The sequence below is a fragment of the Micromonospora sp. ABR4_055 genome, from assembly GCF_056160425.1.
Window position 1 is genome coordinate 1 of record NZ_JBSWXD010000116.1, and the last position, 21,581, is coordinate 21,581.

26 protein-coding genes are annotated in these 21,581 nt (G+C 71.3%); 8 read left to right on the plus strand and 18 right to left on the minus strand.

Annotated elements, in window-relative coordinates; translation table 11 throughout:
- From ACXAHD_RS23020 to ACXAHD_RS23065, 10 genes are all read right to left on the minus strand, one after another.
- The coding region (locus ACXAHD_RS23020) for an ABC transporter ATP-binding protein (protein ID WP_475053125.1) at positions 1–386 on the minus strand (386 nt) is incomplete at its 3' end.
- The gene (locus tag ACXAHD_RS23025; RefSeq protein WP_281554957.1) at positions 379–882 is read right to left on the minus strand and encodes an oligopeptide/dipeptide ABC transporter ATP-binding protein; all 504 of its coding nucleotides are present in this window, start codon (positions 880–882) and stop codon (positions 379–381) included. The genes ACXAHD_RS23025 and ACXAHD_RS23020, both read right to left, overlap by 8 nt.
- The gene (locus ACXAHD_RS23030) at positions 821–1,078 is read right to left on the minus strand and encodes a hypothetical protein (protein ID WP_281554958.1); all 258 of its coding nucleotides are present in this window, start codon (positions 1,076–1,078) and stop codon (positions 821–823) included. The genes ACXAHD_RS23025 and ACXAHD_RS23030 overlap by 62 nt, the downstream gene beginning before the upstream one ends.
- Positions 1,075–1,425: an ATP-binding cassette domain-containing protein gene (locus tag ACXAHD_RS23035; RefSeq protein ID WP_281554959.1), complete on the minus strand. Its 351-nt coding sequence runs from the start codon at positions 1,423–1,425 to the stop codon at positions 1,075–1,077. Before ACXAHD_RS23035 ends, ACXAHD_RS23030 begins: the two co-directional genes overlap by 4 nt.
- Positions 1,422–1,898 (minus strand): ABC transporter permease, encoded by a 477-nt coding sequence (locus ACXAHD_RS23040; RefSeq protein WP_281555589.1) that lies wholly within the window; start codon positions 1,896–1,898, stop codon positions 1,422–1,424. Before ACXAHD_RS23040 ends, ACXAHD_RS23035 begins: the two co-directional genes overlap by 4 nt.
- On the minus strand, positions 1,898–2,110 hold the full coding sequence (locus ACXAHD_RS23045; protein WP_281554960.1) for a hypothetical protein: 213 nt from the start codon (positions 2,108–2,110) through the stop codon (positions 1,898–1,900). The genes ACXAHD_RS23040 and ACXAHD_RS23045 overlap by 1 nt, the downstream gene beginning before the upstream one ends.
- Positions 2,047–2,361 carry a hypothetical protein gene (locus ACXAHD_RS23050; RefSeq protein WP_475053132.1) on the minus strand — a complete coding sequence of 105 codons (315 nt, stop codon included), beginning with the start codon at positions 2,359–2,361 and terminating at the stop codon, positions 2,047–2,049. The genes ACXAHD_RS23045 and ACXAHD_RS23050 overlap by 64 nt, the downstream gene beginning before the upstream one ends.
- The gene (locus ACXAHD_RS23055) at positions 2,358–2,765 is read right to left on the minus strand and encodes a periplasmic substrate-binding domain-containing protein (RefSeq protein WP_281554962.1); all 408 of its coding nucleotides are present in this window, start codon (positions 2,763–2,765) and stop codon (positions 2,358–2,360) included. The genes ACXAHD_RS23050 and ACXAHD_RS23055 overlap by 4 nt, the downstream gene beginning before the upstream one ends.
- Positions 2,766–2,804: 39 nt before the next feature.
- The gene (locus tag ACXAHD_RS23060) at positions 2,805–3,398 is read right to left on the minus strand and encodes an ABC transporter substrate-binding protein (protein WP_475053139.1); all 594 of its coding nucleotides are present in this window, start codon (positions 3,396–3,398) and stop codon (positions 2,805–2,807) included.
- A 6-nt stretch (positions 3,399–3,404) separates the two neighbouring features.
- The gene (locus ACXAHD_RS23065) at positions 3,405–3,986 is read right to left on the minus strand and encodes a sigma-70 family RNA polymerase sigma factor (RefSeq protein WP_281554964.1); all 582 of its coding nucleotides are present in this window, start codon (positions 3,984–3,986) and stop codon (positions 3,405–3,407) included.
- Between the two features lie 126 nt (positions 3,987–4,112).
- Between ACXAHD_RS23065 and ACXAHD_RS23070 the strand changes: the two genes are divergently transcribed.
- The 4 genes from ACXAHD_RS23070 to ACXAHD_RS23085 all read left to right on the plus strand — a co-directional run bounded on the left by ACXAHD_RS23070 (position 4,113) and on the right by ACXAHD_RS23085 (position 7,455).
- On the plus strand, positions 4,113–4,865 hold the full coding sequence (locus ACXAHD_RS23070; RefSeq protein WP_281554965.1) for a zf-HC2 domain-containing protein: 753 nt from the start codon (positions 4,113–4,115) through the stop codon (positions 4,863–4,865).
- Between the two features lie 149 nt (positions 4,866–5,014).
- Positions 5,015–5,266, plus strand: coding sequence for a helix-turn-helix domain-containing protein (locus ACXAHD_RS23075; RefSeq protein WP_281554966.1), 252 nt, complete (start codon positions 5,015–5,017; stop codon positions 5,264–5,266).
- Between the two features lie 209 nt (positions 5,267–5,475).
- Positions 5,476–6,063, plus strand: coding sequence for a TetR/AcrR family transcriptional regulator (locus ACXAHD_RS23080; protein ID WP_281554967.1), 588 nt, complete (start codon positions 5,476–5,478; stop codon positions 6,061–6,063).
- 711 nt (positions 6,064–6,774) lie between these two features.
- Positions 6,775–7,455: a hypothetical protein gene (locus tag ACXAHD_RS23085; RefSeq protein WP_281554968.1), complete on the plus strand. Its 681-nt coding sequence runs from the start codon at positions 6,775–6,777 to the stop codon at positions 7,453–7,455.
- On the opposite strand, the gene ACXAHD_RS23090 is transcribed toward ACXAHD_RS23085, so the two are convergent.
- Positions 7,446–7,661: a hypothetical protein gene (locus ACXAHD_RS23090; protein ID WP_281554969.1), complete on the minus strand. Its 216-nt coding sequence runs from the start codon at positions 7,659–7,661 to the stop codon at positions 7,446–7,448. The two genes, ACXAHD_RS23085 and ACXAHD_RS23090, sit on opposite strands and share 10 nt — an antisense overlap.
- 220 nt (positions 7,662–7,881) lie before the next feature.
- Positions 7,882–8,394, minus strand: coding sequence for a DUF1707 SHOCT-like domain-containing protein (locus ACXAHD_RS23095; RefSeq protein WP_289212872.1), 513 nt, complete (start codon positions 8,392–8,394; stop codon positions 7,882–7,884).
- Between the two features lie 165 nt (positions 8,395–8,559).
- Here ACXAHD_RS23095 and ACXAHD_RS23100 point away from each other — a divergent pair, with 165 nt between their 5' ends.
- Positions 8,560–10,251, plus strand: coding sequence for a hypothetical protein (locus tag ACXAHD_RS23100; protein ID WP_281554971.1), 1,692 nt, complete (start codon positions 8,560–8,562; stop codon positions 10,249–10,251).
- Positions 10,252–10,305: 54 nt separating this feature from the next.
- Here ACXAHD_RS23100 and ACXAHD_RS23105 read toward each other — a convergent pair whose 3' ends face one another.
- Positions 10,306–11,292, minus strand: a complete 987-nt coding sequence (locus ACXAHD_RS23105; protein ID WP_281554972.1) for a GNAT family N-acetyltransferase — start codon at positions 11,290–11,292, stop codon at positions 10,306–10,308.
- Positions 11,293–11,436: 144 nt separating this feature from the next.
- Between ACXAHD_RS23105 and ACXAHD_RS23110 the strand changes: the two genes are divergently transcribed.
- Entirely contained in the window at positions 11,437–12,699 is a 1,263-nt protein-coding gene (locus ACXAHD_RS23110; RefSeq protein ID WP_281554973.1) for a nucleotide sugar dehydrogenase, read from the plus strand.
- A gap of 70 nt (positions 12,700–12,769) precedes the next feature.
- On the opposite strand, the gene ACXAHD_RS23115 is transcribed toward ACXAHD_RS23110, so the two are convergent.
- From ACXAHD_RS23115 to ACXAHD_RS23130, 4 genes are read right to left on the minus strand one after another with little or no spacing between them, the layout of a single operon-like run.
- Complete coding sequence (locus ACXAHD_RS23115) at positions 12,770–14,038, minus strand: glycosyltransferase (protein ID WP_475053145.1); 1,269 nt, start codon at positions 14,036–14,038, stop codon at positions 12,770–12,772.
- 58 nt (positions 14,039–14,096) lie between these two features.
- The gene (locus ACXAHD_RS23120) at positions 14,097–15,350 is read right to left on the minus strand and encodes a glycosyltransferase family 4 protein (protein WP_475053148.1); all 1,254 of its coding nucleotides are present in this window, start codon (positions 15,348–15,350) and stop codon (positions 14,097–14,099) included.
- Positions 15,347–16,009: a NeuD/PglB/VioB family sugar acetyltransferase gene (locus tag ACXAHD_RS23125; RefSeq protein ID WP_281554976.1), complete on the minus strand. Its 663-nt coding sequence runs from the start codon at positions 16,007–16,009 to the stop codon at positions 15,347–15,349. Before ACXAHD_RS23125 ends, ACXAHD_RS23120 begins: the two co-directional genes overlap by 4 nt.
- Positions 16,006–17,160, minus strand: a complete 1,155-nt coding sequence (locus ACXAHD_RS23130; RefSeq protein ID WP_281554977.1) for a DegT/DnrJ/EryC1/StrS family aminotransferase — start codon at positions 17,158–17,160, stop codon at positions 16,006–16,008. The genes ACXAHD_RS23125 and ACXAHD_RS23130 overlap by 4 nt, the downstream gene beginning before the upstream one ends.
- Before the next feature lie 129 nt (positions 17,161–17,289).
- On the opposite strand from ACXAHD_RS23130, the gene ACXAHD_RS23135 reads away from it, so the two are divergent.
- On the plus strand, positions 17,290–17,880 hold the full coding sequence (locus ACXAHD_RS23135; RefSeq protein WP_281554978.1) for an arsenate reductase/protein-tyrosine-phosphatase family protein: 591 nt from the start codon (positions 17,290–17,292) through the stop codon (positions 17,878–17,880).
- Here ACXAHD_RS23135 and ACXAHD_RS23140 read toward each other — a convergent pair.
- Positions 17,867–19,339: a tyrosine-protein kinase domain-containing protein gene (locus tag ACXAHD_RS23140; RefSeq protein WP_281554979.1), complete on the minus strand. Its 1,473-nt coding sequence runs from the start codon at positions 19,337–19,339 to the stop codon at positions 17,867–17,869. The two genes, ACXAHD_RS23135 and ACXAHD_RS23140, sit on opposite strands and share 14 nt — an antisense overlap.
- 184 nt (positions 19,340–19,523) lie before the next feature.
- Between ACXAHD_RS23140 and ACXAHD_RS23145 the strand changes: the two genes are divergently transcribed.
- Complete coding sequence (locus ACXAHD_RS23145) at positions 19,524–21,506, plus strand: polysaccharide biosynthesis protein (protein ID WP_475053153.1); 1,983 nt, start codon at positions 19,524–19,526, stop codon at positions 21,504–21,506.
- The last annotated feature ends 75 nt before the right edge of the window (positions 21,507–21,581 follow it).

Genomic DNA, 21,581 nt, shown 5'->3' on the forward strand with positions numbered 1-21,581 from the left:
CCGCGCTGGCGGCGCCGGGCCGCGCCCGGCACGGCGGCGAGCAACGCCCGGGTGTACGGGTGGGCCGGTGCGGCGAACACCCGCGCGGTCGGCCCGGTCTCCACCACCCGGCCCAGGTACATGACCGCCACCCGGGCCGCGACATGCCGTACGGCGAGCAGGTTGTGGCTGATGAACAGCAGGGCCACCCCCCGTTCCCGCTGCAACACCCGCAACAGCATGAGGATCTGGTTCTGGGTCGACACGTCCAGTGCGCTGACCGTCTCGCCCGGCGCCACTGTCAGGTCCACGCCGCGTACCGCCTGCACCGGCGCGGCCCGGCGGCCGAACAGCGACCGGCCCGGGAACGTGACGTGCAGGTCGGAAAGGCGCAGTAGTTCACTCATCGGTCATCGCCTCCGGGTCGAGCAGGCAACGGCTCGCGTGTCCGTCGGCCGTGCGACGCAGCACGATCGGTCCGCTGCGACAGGCGTCGCGGGCGTACCGGCAGCGCGGCTGGAACCGGCAGCCGGACGGCAGTTCGTCCGGGCCGGGCGGGGCACCGGGGATCCAGGTCAGTTCGCCGTCGACGGCGGCGTCCGGCGCGGCGGCCAGCAGTGCCCGGCTGTACGGATGGCGGGAACCGGCGAGGAAGGTGTCGATGTCGCACTCCTCGACGACCTGGCCGGCGTACATCACCACCACCCGATCGCACACTTCGGCGACCACCCCGAGGTCGTGGGTGACCAGCAGGACGGCCAGCCCGAACCGGTCGCGCATCTCGTGCAGCAGATCCAGGATCTGCGCCTGTACGGTGACGTCCAGGGCCGTCGTCGGTTCGTCAGCGACCAGCAGTTTCGGCTCGCAGGCCAGCGCGATGGCGATCAGGACCCGCTGCAGCATGCCGCCGGAGAAACTCGTGCGGGTACGCCCGGGCCCGGGACCGGGCGTCCGGCACGCCGACCAGGTCGAGCAGTTCGACCGCCCGGTCGGCGGCCGCCCGGCGGGACAGCCCCCGGTGCCGGCGTACCGACTCGGCGATCTGCTCGCCGACGGTGAACGCCGGGTGCAGGCTGGACATCGGCTCCTGGAAGATCATGGAGATCTGGTCGCCGCGGACGTCCTCCCAGCCCCGACGGGACAACCGGTACAGGTCGGTCCCGTCGAGCCGGACCGTGCCGCCCCGACCCGCAGGTCCCGGGGCGGCAGCAGCCCCATCAACGCCAGCGCGGTGGTGCTCTTGCCGCAGCCCGACTCCCCGACCAGCCCCACGGTCTCACCTGCGGCCACCTCGAACGGCACTTTGTGAACGAGGTCGGTCCAGCCGCCGGCGGCGGCGCTACCCACCGCGACGGTGAGGTCGGTGACCTGCAGCACCGCGCCGGTGACCGGCGCCGGTTGAGCGGTGCTCCTGGCAGATTCGGTGCTCCTGGCGGGTGTGGTCAACGCGGGCTCCTGGATTCGCGGCCGAGCGAGTCACCGACGCCGTCGGCGAGCACGTTCGTGGCCGGCACGGTCGAGGTGATCACCGCGCCGGGGGCGACCGCCAGCCACCAGGCGGTGTCGACGTACGGCAGCGCTCGGCCGAGCAGCGCGCCCCAGCTCGCGTCCGGCGGCTGGACACCGAGCCCGAGGAAGCTCAGACCGGCCTCAGCGAGCATGGCGAACCCACTGGCCACCGCCACCTGCACGACGACCGGGCCGGTGATGTTCGGCAGCACGTGCCAGCGGACCAGCCGACCCAGCGGGGTGCCGATGACCCGCGAGGCGTCGATGTACGTCTCGTGGTAGACCTGCAGGACACTGGTGCGGGTCAGCCGGGCGAACCGCGGCACGAACACCACGCCGACGGCGATCATCGCCTGGCTGAGCCCTGGGCCGAGCACGCCGATCGCCAGCAGCAGCGGCGGAAAGGCCATCACCCGTCGACGATCCGCATCAGCAGCCCACCGGGCAACGCCGGCAGCAGCACCGCGAGCAGCCCGATCGGCACTCCGAAGCCGACCCCGACCGCGAGGGACTGCAGCACGGCCAGCAGCAACGGCCGGGCGCCGACGATGAGCCGGCTCAGCAGGTCCCGGCCCAGGTCGTCGGTGCCGAGCAGGTGTCCGCCGGTGGGTGGCTGCAGCACCGCGTTGAAGATCGAGTTGCCGAGATCGCCCGGACCGCGTCGGTGAGCCACCGCCAGTACCGCACCGGCCACGGCTCGTCGAGGTTGAGCCGGTCCCGGGTGAGAGCGATCTGTTCGGCGGTGGCGTTCTCCCCGGCGATCCGGACCGCCGGGTCGCCGGCGACGAAGATCGCGATGCCGTGCACCACGAGTGTGACGAACAGCAGCAGCGGCACCATGGTCAACAGGCGCCGGCCGACGAGTCCGATCATGTCCTCACCATGCCTGATCGTCGTCGTGCCGACGCCGGGGAACTCCAGCTTGCCGGCGAGCCAGTTCTCCAGGCCACCACCTTGTCGCTGTACGCGACGTTGCTGTACGGGAAGTCGAGGACGACGTCGAGGGCGTCGGTGATGATCCGGGCCGACAGTTGCCGGGCCAGTTCCTGCCGATGCGTCTCGTCCGTGGTGGCCTGCAGGTCCTGGTAGAGGGCGGTCACCTCGGGCGTGGTCACTTTGCCCGGGTCGGCGAAACCGTTCTCGGCGATGACCAGCCCGACGGTCTGTGACGGATCCGGCCGGCCGGTCCAGTTGATCGCTCCGGCGTCGCCCTGGCCTTCGACGTAGAAGGAGTTGGCGAAGTTGACCGTCTGGGTGATCTCGACATTGAGACCCACCTCCGCCAGCTGTGCCTGCAGCGCCTCGGTCAGCTGGGTCTACGCGGGGGCGTTCTGGTTGATGAACTCCAGGGTGTGGCCCTCGGGTACGCCGGCCTCGTCGAGCAGCTGCCGGGCCCGCTGTGGATCGTAGGGGTACAGGTCGGCGACGGACTCGTCGTGGGCGAAGTACCCGCTCGGGAACGGCTGGACCGCCGGCTCGCCGAGGTCGAACAGCAGGCCGCTGACCAGGTCCTCACGGTTGATCGCATGGTTGATTGCCCGCCGTACCCGCACGTCGTCGAGGTACTCGCGGGACAGGTTGAGCTGCAGGTGGTAGAACTGCAGCACCGGGGCGGAGTCCACCACCAGACCGGCCGACTCGGCCGCGGCGACGTTCGCCGCGTCCAGGATGGTGGCGTCGATCGAGTCGGTCCGCAGCGCGTTGAGCCGCTGCTGGGAGTCGGTGATACTGGTGAACTCCATCCGAGCGGCGGCGGCCGCATCCGGGTCCCAGTAGTCGGGGTTGCGCTCGTATGTCGCGCTGGAGCTCGGCTGGTACTCGGTGACCCGGTACATCCCGGTGCCCACCGGATTGCGGGCCAGGACGGCGTCGAACGCCGCCGCCGACTCTGTCCCGCGGGACAGGGGCACGAGAGATCAGCTGATCGCTCGTAGCTGCCGGCCGGACTGCCGCCCCGACTCCGTCATTGCGGCGACCAGGTCCTCGCGGGCCCGAGCGACCCGGGACCGGATCGTCCCGACCGGGCAGCCGCAGACCTCGGCGGCCTCGGCGTAGCTCAACCCGAGCACCTGGGTCGCCACGAACGCCTCCCGGCGGTCGGCGGCCAGGCCGGCCAGCAGCTGACGCAGCGCCACGGCTTCTTCGAAGCGTGGGCCGACGACCACGGCCTCGGCCACCGCCTGCCAGTCGGCCAGATCGGCGACCCGGGGCCGCACCACGACGGCGCGGATATGGTCGACGGCGACCCGCCGGGCGATGGACAGCAGCCAGGTACGCGCGCTGGAGCGTCCAGCGAAGCGCGGCAACGACCGCATCGCCCGCAGGAACGTCTCCTGGGCGAGGTCCTCCGCCTCGGTGCTGTCCACCAGATGGGTGAGGAACCTCTGCACCTGACTTTGGGTGGCCTGGACGAACGACGTGGCGGCCGCCCGGTCACCGTCGCGGGCCGCGAGGGCCCAACGGGTGATCTGGGCGTCGTCCGGTGCGGCGTGCGGCATGACTGGAAGGGTATCCGGCAAGCCTCCCCCGCCATAGTCCACCCGCCCGGTGGCGTCTTCCCGGCCGGGCGCCACCCCGGTGGGAACCGTCCCGGCGGGCAGGCCGACTATTGACATGTGGGGTGCGTGGACTTTCGTGAGCTGTTGTCGGCCGAACTCGACGGGGAGACCGACGTCGCCGAGTCGGCTGCGGCGCGGGACCACCTGACCGGCTGTGCCGGTTGCCGGGACTGGTACGCCGATGCCGCCGTGGTCACCAGTCTCGCCCGGCGGACCGGCCCGGAACCGGTCGGTGCCATCGACGAGTCGGTGCTCGACGCACTCGCGCCGCCCCGACGGCTGGCCGCCGCCCGGGTCGCCCTGCTGCTGCGGTACGCCCTCGGCGTCCTCGGAATCGCGCAGTTCCTGCTCGGCGCGGCCCAGATCGGCGGCGTCGCCGACGGCCATCTGCATGTTCCCGATCCGGTCGGTGGGACCGCACCCAACCACCTGTGGCACGAGTCCGCGGCCTGGAACGTCGCCCTCGGCGCCGGCTTCGTGTGGATCGCCGTCCGGCGCACCCGGCCGGCCGGGATGCTGCCGACCCTGACCGCGTTCGTCGCGGTGCTGGCGCTGCTGTCGGTCAACGACGTGATCACCGGGCGGGTCGACTACCCACGGCTGCTCAGCCACGGCCTGGTCGTCGCCGGGTACCTGCTCATCCTGGCGCTGCGCAGACGCGGTGGCGACCCAGACACGTCACCGGGCGACGCTGGCCGCACGCGGTCACGCTGGCGCGTCGAACTCGACGAGGAACCACCGGCGGCCAACCCGACACCGTTGCGGGTGGTCCGGGGCGGCGTGGCCAGCATCCGCCACCGCCGGGACCGGGCGGCCTGACCCGTCGTCCCGGGTGCCGTTGATCTGACAACCCGGCCGGACAACCTCCGCTCCCCCTGACGGGACATGGTGACGACGGACCAGCCTCCGGCTTCGTCCGGCAGACATCCGCAACGACACCACCGTCCCGTCACGGCCAGGGAGCAGTCATGCCGGCCACCACGCCCGACGAGCGTCCGACGAGCGCCCAGATCGTCAGCAGGTACCTCGCCGGAGCGCCGATCCGGCGCATCGCTGCCGAGCTCGGCGTGTCGTACAGCTACGTGCACCGGCGACTGCACTACTCGGGTGTGCCTATCCGCAGTCGCGGCGGACGCCGCCCGGATCCGACCGTCCATGCTGACCGTACACCTGAGCCTGAGCACAGCGCAGGGAGCGCCGATCAGGACACACTGGACTAGATTGCGCCGCGTACGGTTAATCGTCTTGCCTGGGTCCTAGACTGACGGACGTACCTCCTCCGCCCCTCGTGATGACCACCCGGTCACCGATCACATTGGTCAGAGAGCCGCCATGGTTGACTGCCGAATCCGGCTGTATCCGCCGGGCCGGCTCGTCGCGGAAGGTGCCAAGCAAGTGTCCGCTTCACCGCTACACGACCAGGGAGACAATGGTGACTTCCCGCAGCCGACGAGAGCACATACTCCACCGGGCTGGCGCGCTGTTCGCCAGCCGGGGCGTCGCCGGCACGACCGTCCGCGAGATCGCCGACGACGTGGGCATCCTCTCCGGTAGCCTCTACCACCACTTCGAGTCCAAAGAAGCGATGGTCGACGAGATCATTTCCAGCTACCTCGCCGACCTGCGCGCCCGCTACCAGCAGATCCTCGACGGGCCGGAAGGGCCGGACGACCAACTGCGGCAACTCATCCGGGCCTCGCTCGAGTGTGCCGCCAGCCACCCGCACGCCACCGAGATCTATCAGAACGACGCGAACTACCTGCGTGGTCTACCCCGGTTCGGCTACCTGAAGGGCGTGGCCAAGGAGGTGGAGAGCGTCTGGCTCACCGTCATCGACGCCGGCCGCCGGGACGGTACTCTGCGCTCCGACATCGACCCGAAGACCTTCTACCGGCTCACCCGCGATGCAGTGTGGCTCACCGTGCGATGGTTCAGGCCGGGCGGCAAGTACTCGCTCAACCGGCTGATCAACGACTGCACCACCCTCTTCCTGGACGGCATCGCCGCACGCCGCTGATCAGCGGCGCTCCGGCCGGCCCGGCGATGCGCCGCAGTCCACTGGATGGTTGAGCAACGCTCCCACCCGCCGCTGCAGCTTTGACGCCGGTCGGCCGATCCAGCTCTCGCGCTCCACTGCAGACACTTGCCCTGCTGAGTATCTGATGGACATTTGAGGTCCGTCGGGGGCAACTGGTGGCACAGCCCCTGATGCTTCCTAGGAAGCTGGGTTGGTCTCCCTTGCCTGCCGGTGCCGCACGCGCCCGCCTCCCCTTGACGTCTGTCGGTCAGCGGGCTCTCGACCGACAGACGTCGGCCACCCGCGTGAACACTACGGAGAGTTGGCAGACCGCTTCGCCAAGGCGGCGGTAGCCGTCCGATCGACCATCGGGCCGGTACGTCCACGCATGCCAGCGGCGAGGCCGCAGCGGTACGGGAAACCCGACAGCGCATGGTCCTCGAAAACGTGTTCACGCCGAGTCATGTCAAACGGTCCTCGGCAACGCGGCAGGAACCGCACGATATCCGGCGGAGCACCCGACCATCTTTCCTGATCGTCGGGAAGACGGCACGACTCGGCCTCCCCACCCCCTGGTCCGCAATATCCGAATAGGCACCAGGCATCGACCCCTGCCGCACCCGGTCATCGAGGAAGTATCGTCGGCCGGGCAACGTAACGACTTTGTCCCGGCGATCAGAGGCAGTTCCCAATAATGCGGTACGAGTTCCGGTGAGCGGCACGGGCCGCAGCTCGCGCCTGCCGCCAGCCGGTACGGCGCACACCGTGACGGCGTACCGGCGAGGTGATCCGATCTGGATCCACCGTAGCGGGGCCTGGCGGCCCGGAGTGGTGCTCAACCTGTCCGACACCGCGGTCACCGTCCGGTACCGAGTCACCGGCGCAGAGGGCACCGGCGTGGACACCGTGGTGCTCGGCCGCCCCGAACTAGCGCCCCGCGCCGACCGGCGGCCACCACCCGAACCCGTGCGTACCGCCCGGCCGGCGAGGCCCGCGACCACGCCGGGCCCACCCGCCGGACGCACCACGACAGCGACCTGCCGCCCGGAGCGCGATCCGCCCCGGCGTCCCCAACGCCAGCCGGCAGCACGCGACCGGCCTGCGCCGGCCGGTCGACCTGCCCCGCCGGGCAGCGGTCCCATGGTCGATCGACGGGTCTCCGACGGCGTGGTCGAGCTGCGGGTCCTGGTCCGCTCGCCGGGTGGCCGGGCCGCCGAGCTGCCGCTGCGCTGTGCCGTGGACCGGCGTACCGGCACGGTCGCGCTGCGGATGCCCGACGGCCGCACCGGACAGTTCGACCTCACCCTGGCTCGGGCAGCCAGCATGATCCTGCACGAAGCGGTACTTGCCTGCCTCGACCCACAGGAACTGCGTCTCTGGATTCAGCGGTGACCACGACCGGCATCCGCGCCGGTGTGCTGGTCCGCAGAGATGACCAGCTGTGCCCGACCCGGGTCCGCCGAGGTCACCGTCACGGTCAGCGGACCGACCCCCGCCGTCTGCCCGACCGGGATGTAATAGGGCTGTCCGGCGTAGACCACGGTCACCGATCCGGCGACGAGATCGCGGAATTCCATCTGGTGGTCGAGAATCTCCACGCTTGCAGTTTCGGTTGTCTTGACGGCGACCGTACAACTGTTGTTGCGGCATTTCGCGCTGGTCGCGGCGCAGGCGGTCAGACACAGCAGTAGAACAAGGATGACCCCGGCATGTCGGGCCGTTCGTGACGGGCACATGCCATCGACGATCGCACCTGTCCGCGACGGCCGGGCCCGGCCGGTCCGTAGATGGCACTTTACCGGGAGACGGCCGGGCGTCTCAGCCGACGACGAGTAGCAGGACGATACTCAGCACGGACCCGACCACGCCGACCAATCCGACCACGGTCGCTGCCAGCGCCATGGCCCGCTGACCTGGAACCCGTCGGCCCGGACCCGCCAGGACGATCGCCGCGACAGCGGGTACCGCGCCGACGCCGTAGCAGGCGGCGAACGGCAACGACGCGACGGCGATGATCAACGCGGCAGTGGTGCGCCGGATTCGGGCCCGGTCGGCGACCGACGACCCGACGACCGGCGTACGAGGGTCCCAGTGGAACCGCCGCGGCAGATCGGTCAGTTGCACGACGAGCTCCCCCGACGTTGTCGCCGCAGTCGCCTCAACCAGCCGCCGCTCGTACTCGGCGAGGTCAAGGTAGCCCTCACCGAGTGCCCGGGCGAGCAACTCGACGACGTGGTTGCGCTGCGCGTCACCGACCCGCTCACCACCGGCGCGCTCGGCACCGGCGCGCTCGGCACCGGCCCGCTTGTTGACCCCGTAGTCGCCTTCCACAGTGTTTCCGAGGCTACTCCACCTGACGGTCGCCGCAGGTCGCGCTGGACCAGCGGGACGGAATCCCCCATCATGTCTACGTTCGGTACATGGTCCGGCACGGATGGCTATATGCGGGGGTCTGTCGGCATGACGCCCAGGTGTGGCAGGACATGGCCCCTGCTGGTGGTCGCGGTCGCACTCGCCGCGCTCGGTGCGGCAACCGGCGGGATACTGGCCCTGGCATACCGTCCCATCGGGCTGGCGTACCTGGACGTGCTGACCCGTTGCCCGCCCTCCGCCGGCGACCAGGCGATGTGCCTGACCGAGGCGACCTGGGCCGTCGGTGCCCTGATGGCCTCCGGGGCAGCGATCGCGCTCGGCAGTGGGCTGGCCGGGACGCTGGTCACGACGGTGTGCGCCCAACGCCGGATCGCCCGGCTGCCCCCGGCCCATCCGATGGCCGAGGCGCGCTTCGAGGAACTCTGCCGGCAGCACCGGTTGGTCGGTTCCGACCGACCCCGGTTGCGTATCGGCGGCCGCAGGACGGACAGCACCGCCGGTCCAGGCCAGCGGCCGGCGGTCGTGCTACCGGCGGCGGCGGCCCGACTGCCGTTGGTTCCGGTGGTGTTCGACCCGCTCGTGCGCGCCGAGCTGGACCGGATCGCCTCGGGCCAGAGCGCTCGCCGCGCCGTGCTGCGCGGCTGGCCGTGGCTACTGGCCTCGGCGAGCGCCGCGCTGGCCGCCGGTGCCGCGTGCACCGGCCCGGGGCAGGGCACGCCTGCCGGGTCGATGAGCCGCGTGCTGCTGCTGGCCGTCGCCGTCGCCAGCCTGACCGTCGGACTACGCTGCGGACCGGGTGGTGCCCGGACGGTAACCTGGTACGCCGTGCCAGCCGCCGGGGTGATCGCCGGTGCGGGGGGCCAAGCCGGGGCGTCCGTCCTGTGGCACCTGGCACCGGCCGTTGGAGATCAGCTGGTCGCCGGTGCTGCACTGGCACCCGCCCTGCTGGTCCTGGCCGGTCTGCTGCCGGTGCTGACCGCCGGGCGGACCGGTTCGCCCGGCGCGGCGGCCGTCCCGGCGACGTTGGCCGGAGTCGTCGCCGGGCTGCTCGCCTTTCCGGTGGGCACCGCGGCCGCGCCGGACCTCGCCGCGCCGCTGCTGATCCGGCCGTCGCCCACCGTCCCGGACAGCGGATCCGGCCCGCGCGGCGGGCCCGACCCGGACCACGCCCACCGGGCTCCGGACACGCCGAGAAGCGCCGGTCCGGTTCCGATCGACACGGCTGCGGCGAACCGGGCCGCCCGGGCCGTCGAGCCCGTGCTCGGCCCGGCGTGGCGGGCGGATCCGCTTCCGGCACCGCCACCGGCGGGGAGTCGACCGGCCGGCTGCCAGCCGTCGATCGTTGACGACTATCTGCGCCGCGCCGCCGCTGGACGGACCGGCCGGGGCGTGGCGCGCTACGCGACGCGGGCCGCACCCGGCGGCGCTGGGCTCGGCCGGAGCACCCTGCAGATCGACGTCGTGTCGTACCGGCCGGACGCGATGTCCTCGGCAAGGCCGGTGGAGATGGTCTTCGCCGCGGTCGAACGGGCCGGTGCGGCCTGTCGGGAGTTCACCGACGGACGGTCCGGACTACGGGTACAGTCGCTGCCCCGCGTGGCACCGGCCATCGGCGACCGCGTCTGGCGGATGGACGTGGTCCGGACGCTGGGCCGCGGTGCCGGACGGGTCACGGCGACGACCGCGCTGGCTGTCGTACAGGTCGACACCACGCTGATCGTGGTGTCGATGACCGCGTCACTGGCCGTCGTCGACGGGGAGCTGTTCGAGCAGGTTATCCGGCGGACGGTGGCCGGGCTCGCGGCCGAGCGGTGAGCCGGTCCGGCTTGTCATCGCCGTCCAGTCTGTCGGGTCGGGCACCTCACCGGGTCAGGGCGTCACCGGGACGGTCCGTCGCCAGGCATCGATGATCTGGACCGGCCGCATGCCCTCGGCGAGGTACAGGCGCAGCGCCGGCCGGCGGGGGTCGGTGTCGACGTGCAGGAATGTGCCCCGCCGCCGGTCGGCGGCGTCGGCGGCGAACGCCCGGCGAAGCAGCAGACGACCCAGGCCACGCCCCTGCCATTGAGGTCGGACCGCGAGTAGCCGTACGTAGCCGCTCTGCTCGTCGGCCACGAAGGCATGCGACCGTAGCACCATCGCGGCCGGGACGCCGTCCAGGTACGCGACCTCGCCCAGCGACCAGTCGTGGTCACTGTGTGACTCGAGCTGCCTGACCCAGTCGGGGTAGGCCTTGGCCACGAAACCGAAGTGGTCGGCGAAGGCGGCCTGGTGCACGGTCCATGCCTGGTGACGGGCCTCGGGATCGTCACCGGTGCTGCTGATCCGCACACCCTCGGGTGCCCCGGGGTCGGCCCTCGGGCTCGCCGGATCATGCGGGACGAACAGCCGGTTGTACACGGTCGCCACCGAGAAGCCGAAGTTGGCCAGTCGGCCGGCCGTCGCGGTGTCCTCCCGGTAGCAGCCGACGTCCAGCACGGCCCGGGAGTGGCCCAGTTCGGCGGCGATCGCGACGGCGCGGCGTTGGGCACGGTGCCAGAGCCAGTCGCCGACCACCGGTTCGGAGTCGAGGTGGTAGGCCTCGACGTCGATGTTGTCGCTGCTCCCCTTGCGGCACGCCCAACCCCAGCCGACCGCCACGCCACCCGGGTCGCGCACCAGCCAACCGTCCCGCGTCGGGTCGAAGTCCGGGTCGGCGAGTTCGTCGGCGACCTCGTCAAGGGTGTAGTCGGGCCGGCCGATGACCGCGGTGTTGCAGGTGGCGATCAGCTGGAAGACGGTGGATGCATCATCGGGCCCGGCGGGCCGCTGGGTGTACCCAGCAGGAAGTGACGGAGCCTCGGTGGTCGCTGTCATCCGGCGATTGTCTGGCAGGCCGCCACACCGGCACGAACGATTTTTCAGCAGACCTGACAAACCAGATTCGGGCACATGATAGACGGTTACGGTGCTTAAAATACCTATGCCGGTTATCGGGCTTTCATCCGGAAAGTGGGAGACATGGCGAACGCACCGGTGGTGATCGTCGGTCAGGGGTACGTCGGCTTGCCCGTGGCGATGCGCGCCGTAGAGGTCGGGCACCGGGTGGTCGGTCTGGACACCGACACCGAGCGGATCCGGATGCTGCGCGCGGGCACCTCGTACGTCCAGGATGTCACCGACGCCGAGCTACACGCCGCGTTGGGCAGCGGCCGCTACACCGCGACCACCGACTACGCCGCCGCAGCGGGATTCGACACCGCGGTGATCACCGTGCCGACGCCGTTGCGTGACGGCGCACCCGACCTGCGCTACATCGAGCAGGCGGCCCGCTCGCTCGCCGAGCAGCTCACTCCCGGCGCGACCGTGATCCTGGAGTCAACGACCTACCCGGGCACCACCGACGAGTTTCTCCGGCCGCTGTTGGAGAAGGGCAGCGGTCTGCAGGCCGGGCTCGACTTCCACCTCGGGTACAGCCCGGAGCGCATCGACCCGGGCAACCACGAATGGAACTTCGTCAACACCCCGAAGGTGGTCTCCGGGATCACCCCCGAGTCGTTGCGGTCGGTGCGAGCGTTCTACGACGGTCTGGTGGACCGGACCGTGCCGGTCACCGGCACCCGGGAGGCCGAGACCACCAAACTGCTGGAGAACACCTTCCGACACGTCAACATCGCCCTGGTCAATGAGCTGGCGGTGTACGCCCACATGCTCGGCATCGACATCTGGGACGCGATCGACGCCGCCAGCACCAAGCCGTTCGGCTTCCTGCGGTTCACCCCCGGCCCGGGCGTGGGTGGGCACTGCCTGCCCGTGGACCCGTCCTACCTGTCCTGGGAGGTCAAGCGGACCCTCGGCCGCAACTTCCGGTTCGTCGAACTCGCCAACGACGTGAACAACTACATGCCGATGTACGTCGTGGAACGGTTGACCAGCGCGATGAACCGGCGCAGTCGGGCGCTACGGGGCGCGCGGGTGCTGCTCATCGGGCTGGCGTACAAGCGCAACAGTGGCGACTGTCGCGAGTCCCCGGCGGTCCGCGTCGCCGAACTGCTGCACCTGGCCGGCGCCCAGTTGCACGTCGTCGACCCACACCTGCGCCCGGAGCAGATGCCGGCCTTCGTACAGGCGGTGCCGCTCACCGTCGACCAGGTCGAAGCCGCTGACGCGGTGGTCGTGCTGACCGACCACGACGGCATCGACTACTCCCTGCTCAGTGCTGCGCCACTGGTGCTGGACACCCGCCGGAGGCTGGCCGCCACCGCCGGCACGGAACTGCTGTGACCCGTCCCCGCCGCCTACCTGGGCAGCGGGATCGCTGACGCGGCAAGTAGGCGGCGGGGCGCTGACGCGGTCAGCTCGTCGGGGCGTGTTCCCGCCCCCGGGCTGCCGGTGCCACCGGCGTCGGGCGACCGGCCATCCGGACGGCACGGTAGAACATCGCCCGTCGGGGTGCCACGAGCTCGGTGCGGTAGGCGCGGGACCGGACCAGACCGGCCGCCGCCACCTCGACCATCCGCTGCGGCCGGGTCAGCAGCCGCCGGACCGCCTCGGCCAGCGCCGCCGGACCGCCGGTGGTGACCAGACAGTCCGCCTCGATCAGGTCCGGCGGGCCCACCGCCCCGACGGCGACCACCGGCAGGCCCCGGGCCATCGCCTCGACCACTACCGGAGAGTGCACACCGGCGGAACCCGGCGACACGAACACGTCGGCGGCGTCCAACCAGGACCGGATCTCGGTGGCGGGACGGTCACCGGCGATGACGAGCCGGTCGGTCAGTCCCAGCCGGGCCGCGCGGTGTTCTAGCCGCGGCCGGGACCGGCCGTCGCCCAGGTACACCAGGTCCGCCAAGACGCCGTCGTCAGCCAGCCGACGCATCGCCGCAAGGACGACGTCGACGCCGTGCCGGGAGTGGTCGAGCGTCCCGGCCGAGATCAGCGTCACCGGGCCGCCGGGCGCCGACGGTTCACGGGGCTCGCAGACGAACGCGTCGGCCCGCAGGTCGACGTCCGGGTAGTCGGTGGCGACGGTGTTCGGCCCGGGCGGACAGCGCAGCCGCAGCGATGTGCCGGTGCCGGTGGTGTAGGCCACGGCGGTGGCGTCCCGACACTGCTCCCGCAGCTGGCGCGCCGCCCGGTGCACGCGCCAGCGGCGCACCGGGTCGATCGTCACCGGACCGTCGAACATGTCCTGCGGGTCTGCGACGACCTCAACCGCGTAGCCACGGTGCCAACGACGCAGGATCGGTACGAGCAGGCCGGCGGCCGGTGACGGGCTGCGCAGGATGACGGCATCGACGTCGTCGACCCCGTACCGCAACGACCGGCGCAGCCCTGCACGGCCCGGCGGCAGGCCGAGCGGTCCGCGCCGGTACGGCAGCGGCCAGACCTCCACCCCCGCGCCGTCCACCCGGGATGCGCCGGACGGCGGTTGCGGTTTCTCGGTGACCTCGGCGAGCAGTCGGACCCGGTCGAAGGCCGACAGGTACCGGGTCCAGAAGGCGTGCGCCGGCCCGTTCACCGTCCACACGGCGCCGTCCGGTGTGCGTTGGAACCGAGTCTGGGTACTGACCGCGACGGTGCCCATCGCGGAACCCAACGAGTTCTCCACTGTACTCCCCATCAGCCGGTAGTCAGAGTCAGGTGCCGGCACGGCGGCCGGCGACAGCGATCCGCGCAGATCAGCCGACCGGCGCGGCGGCCGGCCGACGGCGTGGCGCCGGCTGGCGCCCGCCGGTCGTCTCGATGAGGTCGGCCACCGCCCGGGCGCAGTCACCGCTGTCGAACCGCTGCTCGATGTGTTCCCGTGCGGCCAGCGAACGCCGGGCGAGCCGACCGGACCGGAACTCCGCGTGTGCGCCGCGCAGCGCGGCTGCGAGCGCCTCGACGTCACCGGTCGGGGCCACCCAGCCGCTGTCCCCGTTGACTGTCTCCGGCAGGCCGCCGGCGTCGGACACGACGGAGGGCACCCCGCAGGCCCCGGCTTCCAGCGCCGCGCCGTGGTTCTCCGAGCGCGACGGGCTGACGCTGACGTCCGCCGCTGCGTAGTACTGCCGCACGTCGATGACGCCGGCGAACCAGTCGACGGTCGGATCGGCCGCCACGTCGAACCGTCGCATCAGCTCCCGCCGGTGCTCCTCACCGGCCGCGTCCCAGCCCCCACCCACCAGGATCAGGCGGGAGCGGGGACAGTCGCGGGTGAACGACCGCCACGCCGCCAGCAGGACGTCGTGCCCTTTGATGCCGGTCCCCCGGTGCACCATCGCCTTCGGCGCGTACACGTACGCCACCATGACCACCACGAAGACGTCGGCGGGTAGACCCAGCCGCCGACGTGCGGCGGCCCGGGTGGCGGCGTCCGCCGGGCGGAACAGCCGGGTGTCCACGCCGTACGGCACCACCGCCAGCGCGTCGGCACGACGGCCCAGGGACCGGTACCGGTCGGCGGTGTGCGCGCTGCCGGCGATGACGAGATCGTCCAGCCGGGCCAGGAAGCGCTCCGCGGTGCGGATCGACGTCGACTCCAGAAAGAGCGGGCCGGGCACCATGAAGATCCTGACCATGTCGAGCCCGGACAGGCTCAGCCGGACCGCCAGCGCCGCGTGATAGTGGTGGTAGTGCACCACGTCGGGGCGCAGCCGACGCAGCAGCCGACGCAGCGACCACAGCTGCGCGGCCGTCGTCGGCGTCGGGCGGAACCGGAACTGGAACGGCGAGTCGACCATCGGTACCCCGGCCCGGCGCAACTGTTCGCGTAACCGGCCCGGGCCGGCGGGCAGCACCACGATGACCTCGTTGCCACGCCGGCACAGCTCCTCGACCTGGGGCACGATCCACCGGCCGCCCTCGGCCGTTTTCAGCATCACGACCACCCGCATGCCCGACGCCTCCCTCGACACCGGCGACACCCGCCACGGCCACCAACGGACCTTCATCGCGCGGGCACCCCCTTGACCACCGCGCCGGGCGGCACATCACGTACCACGCACGCCCCAGCGCCGACCGTCGCCCCGGCACCGACGCGACGGCCCTGCAGGATCGCCGCAGTCGTCCCCACCAGGACTGCCTCGTCCAACGCGCAGGATCCGGAAACGGCCGCCAGTGGTCCCACCGAGCCGTAGTCCGCCACCGTCGTGTCGTGACCGACCACGCCGTTCTGGTTGATGTGCACGTGCCGACCGAGCGTCACGTCGGTGGTCACCCTGGCCCCGGCGAACAGCACCGAGCCCGCGCCGATCCGGCTGTCCGGACCGACCGTGGCGCTCGGGTGGATCAGCGTGGCGGCGACCAGCGGGGCCGCCGCCGGCCGGGCGGCGTCGATCCGCCAACCGACCGCACGACGGTACGCCGGCAGGCCGATCCCGATCACGTAAGCGGGCGGGTCGCTCTGCCCGGTCAGCCAGTTCACCGCGCCGAGCAGCGCGGCACCGAGCCGGTCGAGGCGTTCCTTGTTGGCTGGGCTGGGATCGTCGTCGACGAAGCCGACCACCCGCCACGCCGGTGCCGGACCGGCCCGGTTGACGGCGTCGACGATGCCGAACATTTCACGGCCGTGCCCGCCGCAGCCGACGATCACCAGGTCCTGGACGCTCATCGGCCGCTCCGGTCGCCGTCAAGGAACGCTCCGATCGCCGCGAGTACCCGGCCGATCTGCTCGTCGGTCAACGACGAGCCGCTGGGCAGCGCCAGTCCGGTCGCGAAGAGCCGGTCCGCCGCTCCAGTGAGCAGCCGCGGCGCGGCGGCGAAGACCGGCTGCCGGTGCATCGGTTTCCAGACCGGCCGGGTCTCGATCCGCCGGTCAGTCAGGTAACGGCCCAGTTCGGCGGCGTCCCAGCCGGACTCGACCGGGTCGACGACGATCACCGTGAGCCAGGCGTTGCCGCCGAGGTCCGCCTCGTCACCGAGGTCGCCGAGCAGGCGCACCCCCGGGACACCGGCGAAGGTCTTCGCGTACCGCTGACGGATCTCCCGGCGGTGGGTGACCATCGAGTCGAGACGGTGCAGCTGCGCCCGGCCCAGCGCGGCGAGCAGATTGCTCAGCCGGTAGTTGTAGCCGATGTCGGTGTGTTCGTAGTGCGCCACCGGCTGGCGCGCCTGGCTGGCCAGGTAGCGGCACTGGTGGGCGATCGCCGCGTCGTCGGTGACCACCATCCCGCCCCCCGAGGTCGTCATGATCTTGTTTCCGTTGAAGGAGAAGACCCCGGCCCGGCCGAAGCTGCCGGCGGGACGACCGCGCAGGCAGGCGCCGAGCGCCTCCGCCGCGTCTTCAACGACCGGCAGGCCGTACGCCGCGCACAACGGGACGATCTCGTCGTAGTCGGCGCAGCGGCCGAACATGTCGACCGGCACCACCGCGCGTACCGGCGGCTGACCGTGCTCCCGCCGGGTGAGCGCCTCGGCCAGCAGATCGACATCGACGTTGCCGGTCCGTGGGTCGCAGTCGACGAAGACCGGCTGGGCGCCGGTGTAGACGATGGCGTTGGCGGTGGCGACGAAGGTCAGGGTGGGTACCGCCACTGCCTGTCCCGGCCCCACTCCGAGCGCCAGCAGGGCCAGGTGCAGGCCGGCGGTCGCCGAGTTGACCGCGACCGCGTGAGGGACGCCGACCCGCCGGGCCATCTCCTGTTCGAAGGCGTCCACCTCCGGGCCGGACGGGGCCACCCAGCCGGAGCGCAGCGTCCGAACCAGGAACTCCTCCTCGAGCGGGCCGACGTCCGGCGGGGACAGGTAGATCTGCCGGGTCACCGCGCGGCTCCGGCGAAATGTCCTGCTCGCGGGCTAGGCTGACCTGGTCGTGGTCGGGTCGGCGGCCACGACCGATCGGCCGGCGCAGTCCGACGGCCGGTCGCCGACGCACCGGATTGGCTGGCGTTGATGACCACTGATCGGTTCACCATCCTGTTCGTCTGCCGGGCGAACATCTGCCGCTCACCGCTGGCGGAACGGCTGACCCGGTACGCCGTGCAGACCCGGCTGGGCACGGACTCCGACGGGGTCGTCGTGGACAGCGCCGGCACCGAAGCGCTGACCGGCCAGCCGATGCACCCGCACACCGAGCAGGTCCTGCGGGAACGCCAGGCCGATCCGGACGGGTTCGTCAGTCGGCAGGTGGACGCCGCCATGCTGACCGGGGCGGACCTGGTGCTCACCGCCAGCCGCCGGCACCGGGCGTACTGCGTCGCGCTGGCCCCGGCCGCGCTGACCCGCACCTTCACCGTCCGCCAGTTCGGGCGGCTCGCCCAGGCCGCGGCCCTGCCGTCGGCGGCCTCGCCGCCCGGCGCCGCGGGCCGGGCCAGGTCGCTGGTGGCCGCCGCGGCGGCGGCCCGTAGCCGGGTCCAGCCGGTCTCCGCCGAACAGGACGACCTCGCCGACCCGGTGCTGCGGCCGGTGGAGGACTTCCGCGGGTGCGCCAGCCAGATCGACCAGACCGTCGACATCCTGCTGGACATCATCACGAAGTCTTGACCGGTACGCCGACGTCCGCCGTTGCCTGCTCCTCGGCGGTCGCCGTGGTGTCGGGCTCCGCGACTGCCTGACGCTGCCGGGTCGGGCCCGCCGCGTTCGCGGACCGACGTCGACGGCCGTGCTCGTGGTAGTAGTAGTTGTAGGCACCACCGCGGTGCGGTGTCATGTTCAACACGCAGCCGAGCAGCCGGGCGTCCACCGCGCGCAGCGCGGCGACCGCCGCCCGCAGGTGCGTCTCGCTGGTCTTGGCGCACCGTCCCACCACGATCACGCCGTCCACCTGGGCGGCGATCGGCGCCGCGTCGGTGACCGGCACCAGCGGCGCGGTGTCCACGATAACCACGTCGAAGCGGGCGCGCAGCGTCGCGAGCAGGTCCGCCATCTGTTGTGAGCCGAGCAGCTCGCTCGGATTCGGCGGAACGAAGCCACTGGGTAGCAGTGTCATGCCGCTGGCCCCCCAGGGTTGCAGAACGTCGTCGAGCTCGGCCTGGCCGGCGAGCACGTTCGTCAGCCCGACCGCACCCTCCATGTTCAGGTAGGAGGCCGCCTGAGGGCGGCGCAGATCTGCCTCTACCAGCAGCACCGAGCTGCCCGCTTCAGCGAAGCTCAACGCCAGGTTCGTCGCGGTGGTGGTCTTGCCTTCCTCGGGCATGGCGCTGGTCACCACCAGGCTGTGCACCGGCTTGTCGACATCGGCGAACTGCAGGTTGGTCCGCAACTGGCGGAACGCCTCCGCCCGTGGCGAGTGCGCCTGCCGGCCGATGATCAACGGCTCCCGGCGGGCAGCGTTGTCCAACGGGATGGTGCCGAGCACCCCGGCCGCAGTGACGTCACGCATCTGATCGACGGTGCGTACGGTGTTGTCGAGCACCCCGCGCAACAGCGCTAGGCCGACCCCGCTGAGCAGCCCGAGGAACAGCGCCAGGCTGATGTTGCGCACCGGTTGCGGCTCGACCGGCGCCGGATTGAGCAGCGGGCCCGCGATCACCTCGACCTTGATCGCCGGTTGATCGGCACCCGGGGAGGTCTCCAACTGCTCGACCAGGCGGACGAACTCGGCGACGATCGCCTCGGCGATCTGCTCCGAACGGTTCGGTGAGCTGTCGGTCACCGTCGCCTGCAACAGGACCGTGTCGGGAACCGGCCGCGCGCTGACCCGCGACTGCACCTCACCGGCGGTCAGGCCGAGGCTGTGCCGGTCGACCACGGTCTCGGCGAGCCGGCTGCTGGTGAGCAGTCCGCTGTAGGACTTGACCCGCTGCTGGGAGAAGAGCCCGCCCTGGTATGCGTCGGTCACCCCCTGGCTGCTTGAGGTGGAGACGAAGAAGGTGACCGAGGTGGCGTACTGCGGGGCGGTCCGGACATTGATCAGCACGGCGGCGGCGACCGCGACGGTCACAGCGGCGAGTACCCAGAGCCATCGTTTCCGCACCGCGTCGAAGTAGTCACGCAGTTCCATCGGTACGGCCTCCAAAAACACTGCTCCGTCATGGTCAGCACCATCTTGTACCAATCTGCACTAGCTAAGGAGGTTTTCTGGTCAAATAGTGGCATTACCGCAGTCTCCACACCGAATGGACGAGACCGCAGGCACCGCCGGCTGTACCCGGCGGTTGCCCGTACGCCGACTGAACGGGGCTGGAATGCAGACATCGACCCGACCTGCGGACATCACCACCCGCCGCAACCGGGAACGCGCCGTCGCACCGATGTGGCTGGTGGACCTCGGCGCCTGGTGCGCCGGCCTGGTCGTCGCCGTCTGGACCCGCTACGAATTCGCCCTCGCCGGGGCACACCTCAACGGTCTGGTCCTGGTCATGCTGGCCGCGATCGTGCTGCACACGGTGGCCGGTCACCTCAGTTACCTGTACCGGGACCGGTACCGGCTGGGCAGCTTCGACGAGGTGTGGGTGGTGTCCCGGTGCGTGCTGGCCACCATGCTCCTGCTGCTGCTGCTCGATCTCGCCGCACCGCAACGGCCGGTGCCGGCCAGCGCACCGCTGGTCGGTGGCTGCCTGGCGCTCGTCCAGATGCTCGGCGTCCGGTACCTGCGCCGGCTGCACCGGCAACGCCGCCGCCGGCCCGCTGGCCGGGACATCCAGCGGGTGCTGCTGTTCGGTGCCGGTGCCGCCGGGCAGTCGCTGCTCCGGGCGATGCTGGACGAGCCGAGCGGGCGGTACCTGCCGGTGGGCCTGCTCGACGACGACCCGGCGAAGCGGCAGCTACGGCTCAGCGGGGTGCCGGTGCTGGGTAGCCGGCAGGACATCCCGGCCGTCGCCGCCCGTACCGGTGCCACCACTGTCGTCGCCGCGGTCGCCAACGCCGACGCTGCGCTGATCCGAGAAGTACGCCACCTCGCGAACCAGGCCGGTGCCCGGTTCAAGGTGGTCCCGTCGGTCGGCGAACTGCTTGAGAACGAGCCAGCCGTCACCGACCTGCGCGACCCCGACTTCAGTGACCTGCTCGGCCGACACCAGATCGAGACCGACCTCGACTCGATCGCCGGCTATCTGACCGGCAAGCGGGTGCTGGTCACCGGGGCCGGCGGCTCGATCGGCTCCGAACTGTGCCGGCAGATTCAGCGGTTCCAGCCCGGTGAGCTGATGATGCTCGACCGCGACGAGTCAGCGCTGCACGCCGTACAACTGTCGTTGCGCGGCCGGGCACTGCTGGACAGCCCGGACCTGATCCTCGCCGATCTGCGCGACAGCGACACGATCCGGCAGATCATGTGCGCCCGTCGCCCCGAAGTGGTCTTCCACGCCGCTGCACTCAAACACCTCACGCTGCTGGAGCGCCACCCGGGTGAGGCCGTCAAGACCAACGTGTGGGGCACTCAGACCCTGTTGGAGGCGGCATCCGGTGTGGAGCGTTTTGTCAACATCTCCACCGACAAGGCCGCCGACCCGACCAGCGTGCTCGGTTACTCCAAGCGGATCACCGAACGGCTCACGGCCTTCGCGGCTGGGACCAACCAGGGCACGTTCCTCAGTGTCCGGTTTGGCAACGTACTCGGCAGCCGCGGCTCGGTGCTGCACACGTTCCTTGCCCAAGCGGCAGCCGGCAAACCGATCACCGTCACCGACCCGGACGTGACCCGGTACTTCATGACCATCCAGGAGGCGGTGCAACTGGTCATCCAGGCAGCCGCGGTCGGCCGCGACGGCGAGTCGCTGGTGCTCGACATGGGCGAACCGGTGCGGATCGCCGACGTCGCCCGCAGCATCGCCGAGCAGTACGACAACCCGGTCAGGATCATCTACACCGGGCTGCGCCCCGGCGAGAAGCTGCACGAGGACCTGCTCGGCGCCGGAGAGCCGGACTGTCGGCCGCTGCACCCCCTGATCTCTCAGGTCCCGGTGCCGGCGCTGGATCCGGTGCACGTGCACCTGCTCGACCCGTACGGCCGACCGGACGATCTGGTCGACGACCTTGCCGCGCTCTGCACGCCGCTCCGGCCGCCGGTCGGAGCGCGGCGGCAGCGGGGCGCTCTACGAACCGGTGCCGTCGGTCCGGCAGGCGGTGCTGGTCTCCCGGCCCCGGACGACCCGAGCGGCACACCGATCGCGAGCCAGAACGGGTCCACCGGGGCGGCCTGGGGGAACAGGAAAAGGGACGGACGATGACAGCGGAAAAGACGGGGGAGAAGGCGGGCCGGGAATACTCCTCCACGAACGACCCCCCCCCCACTCCGCCCCTTC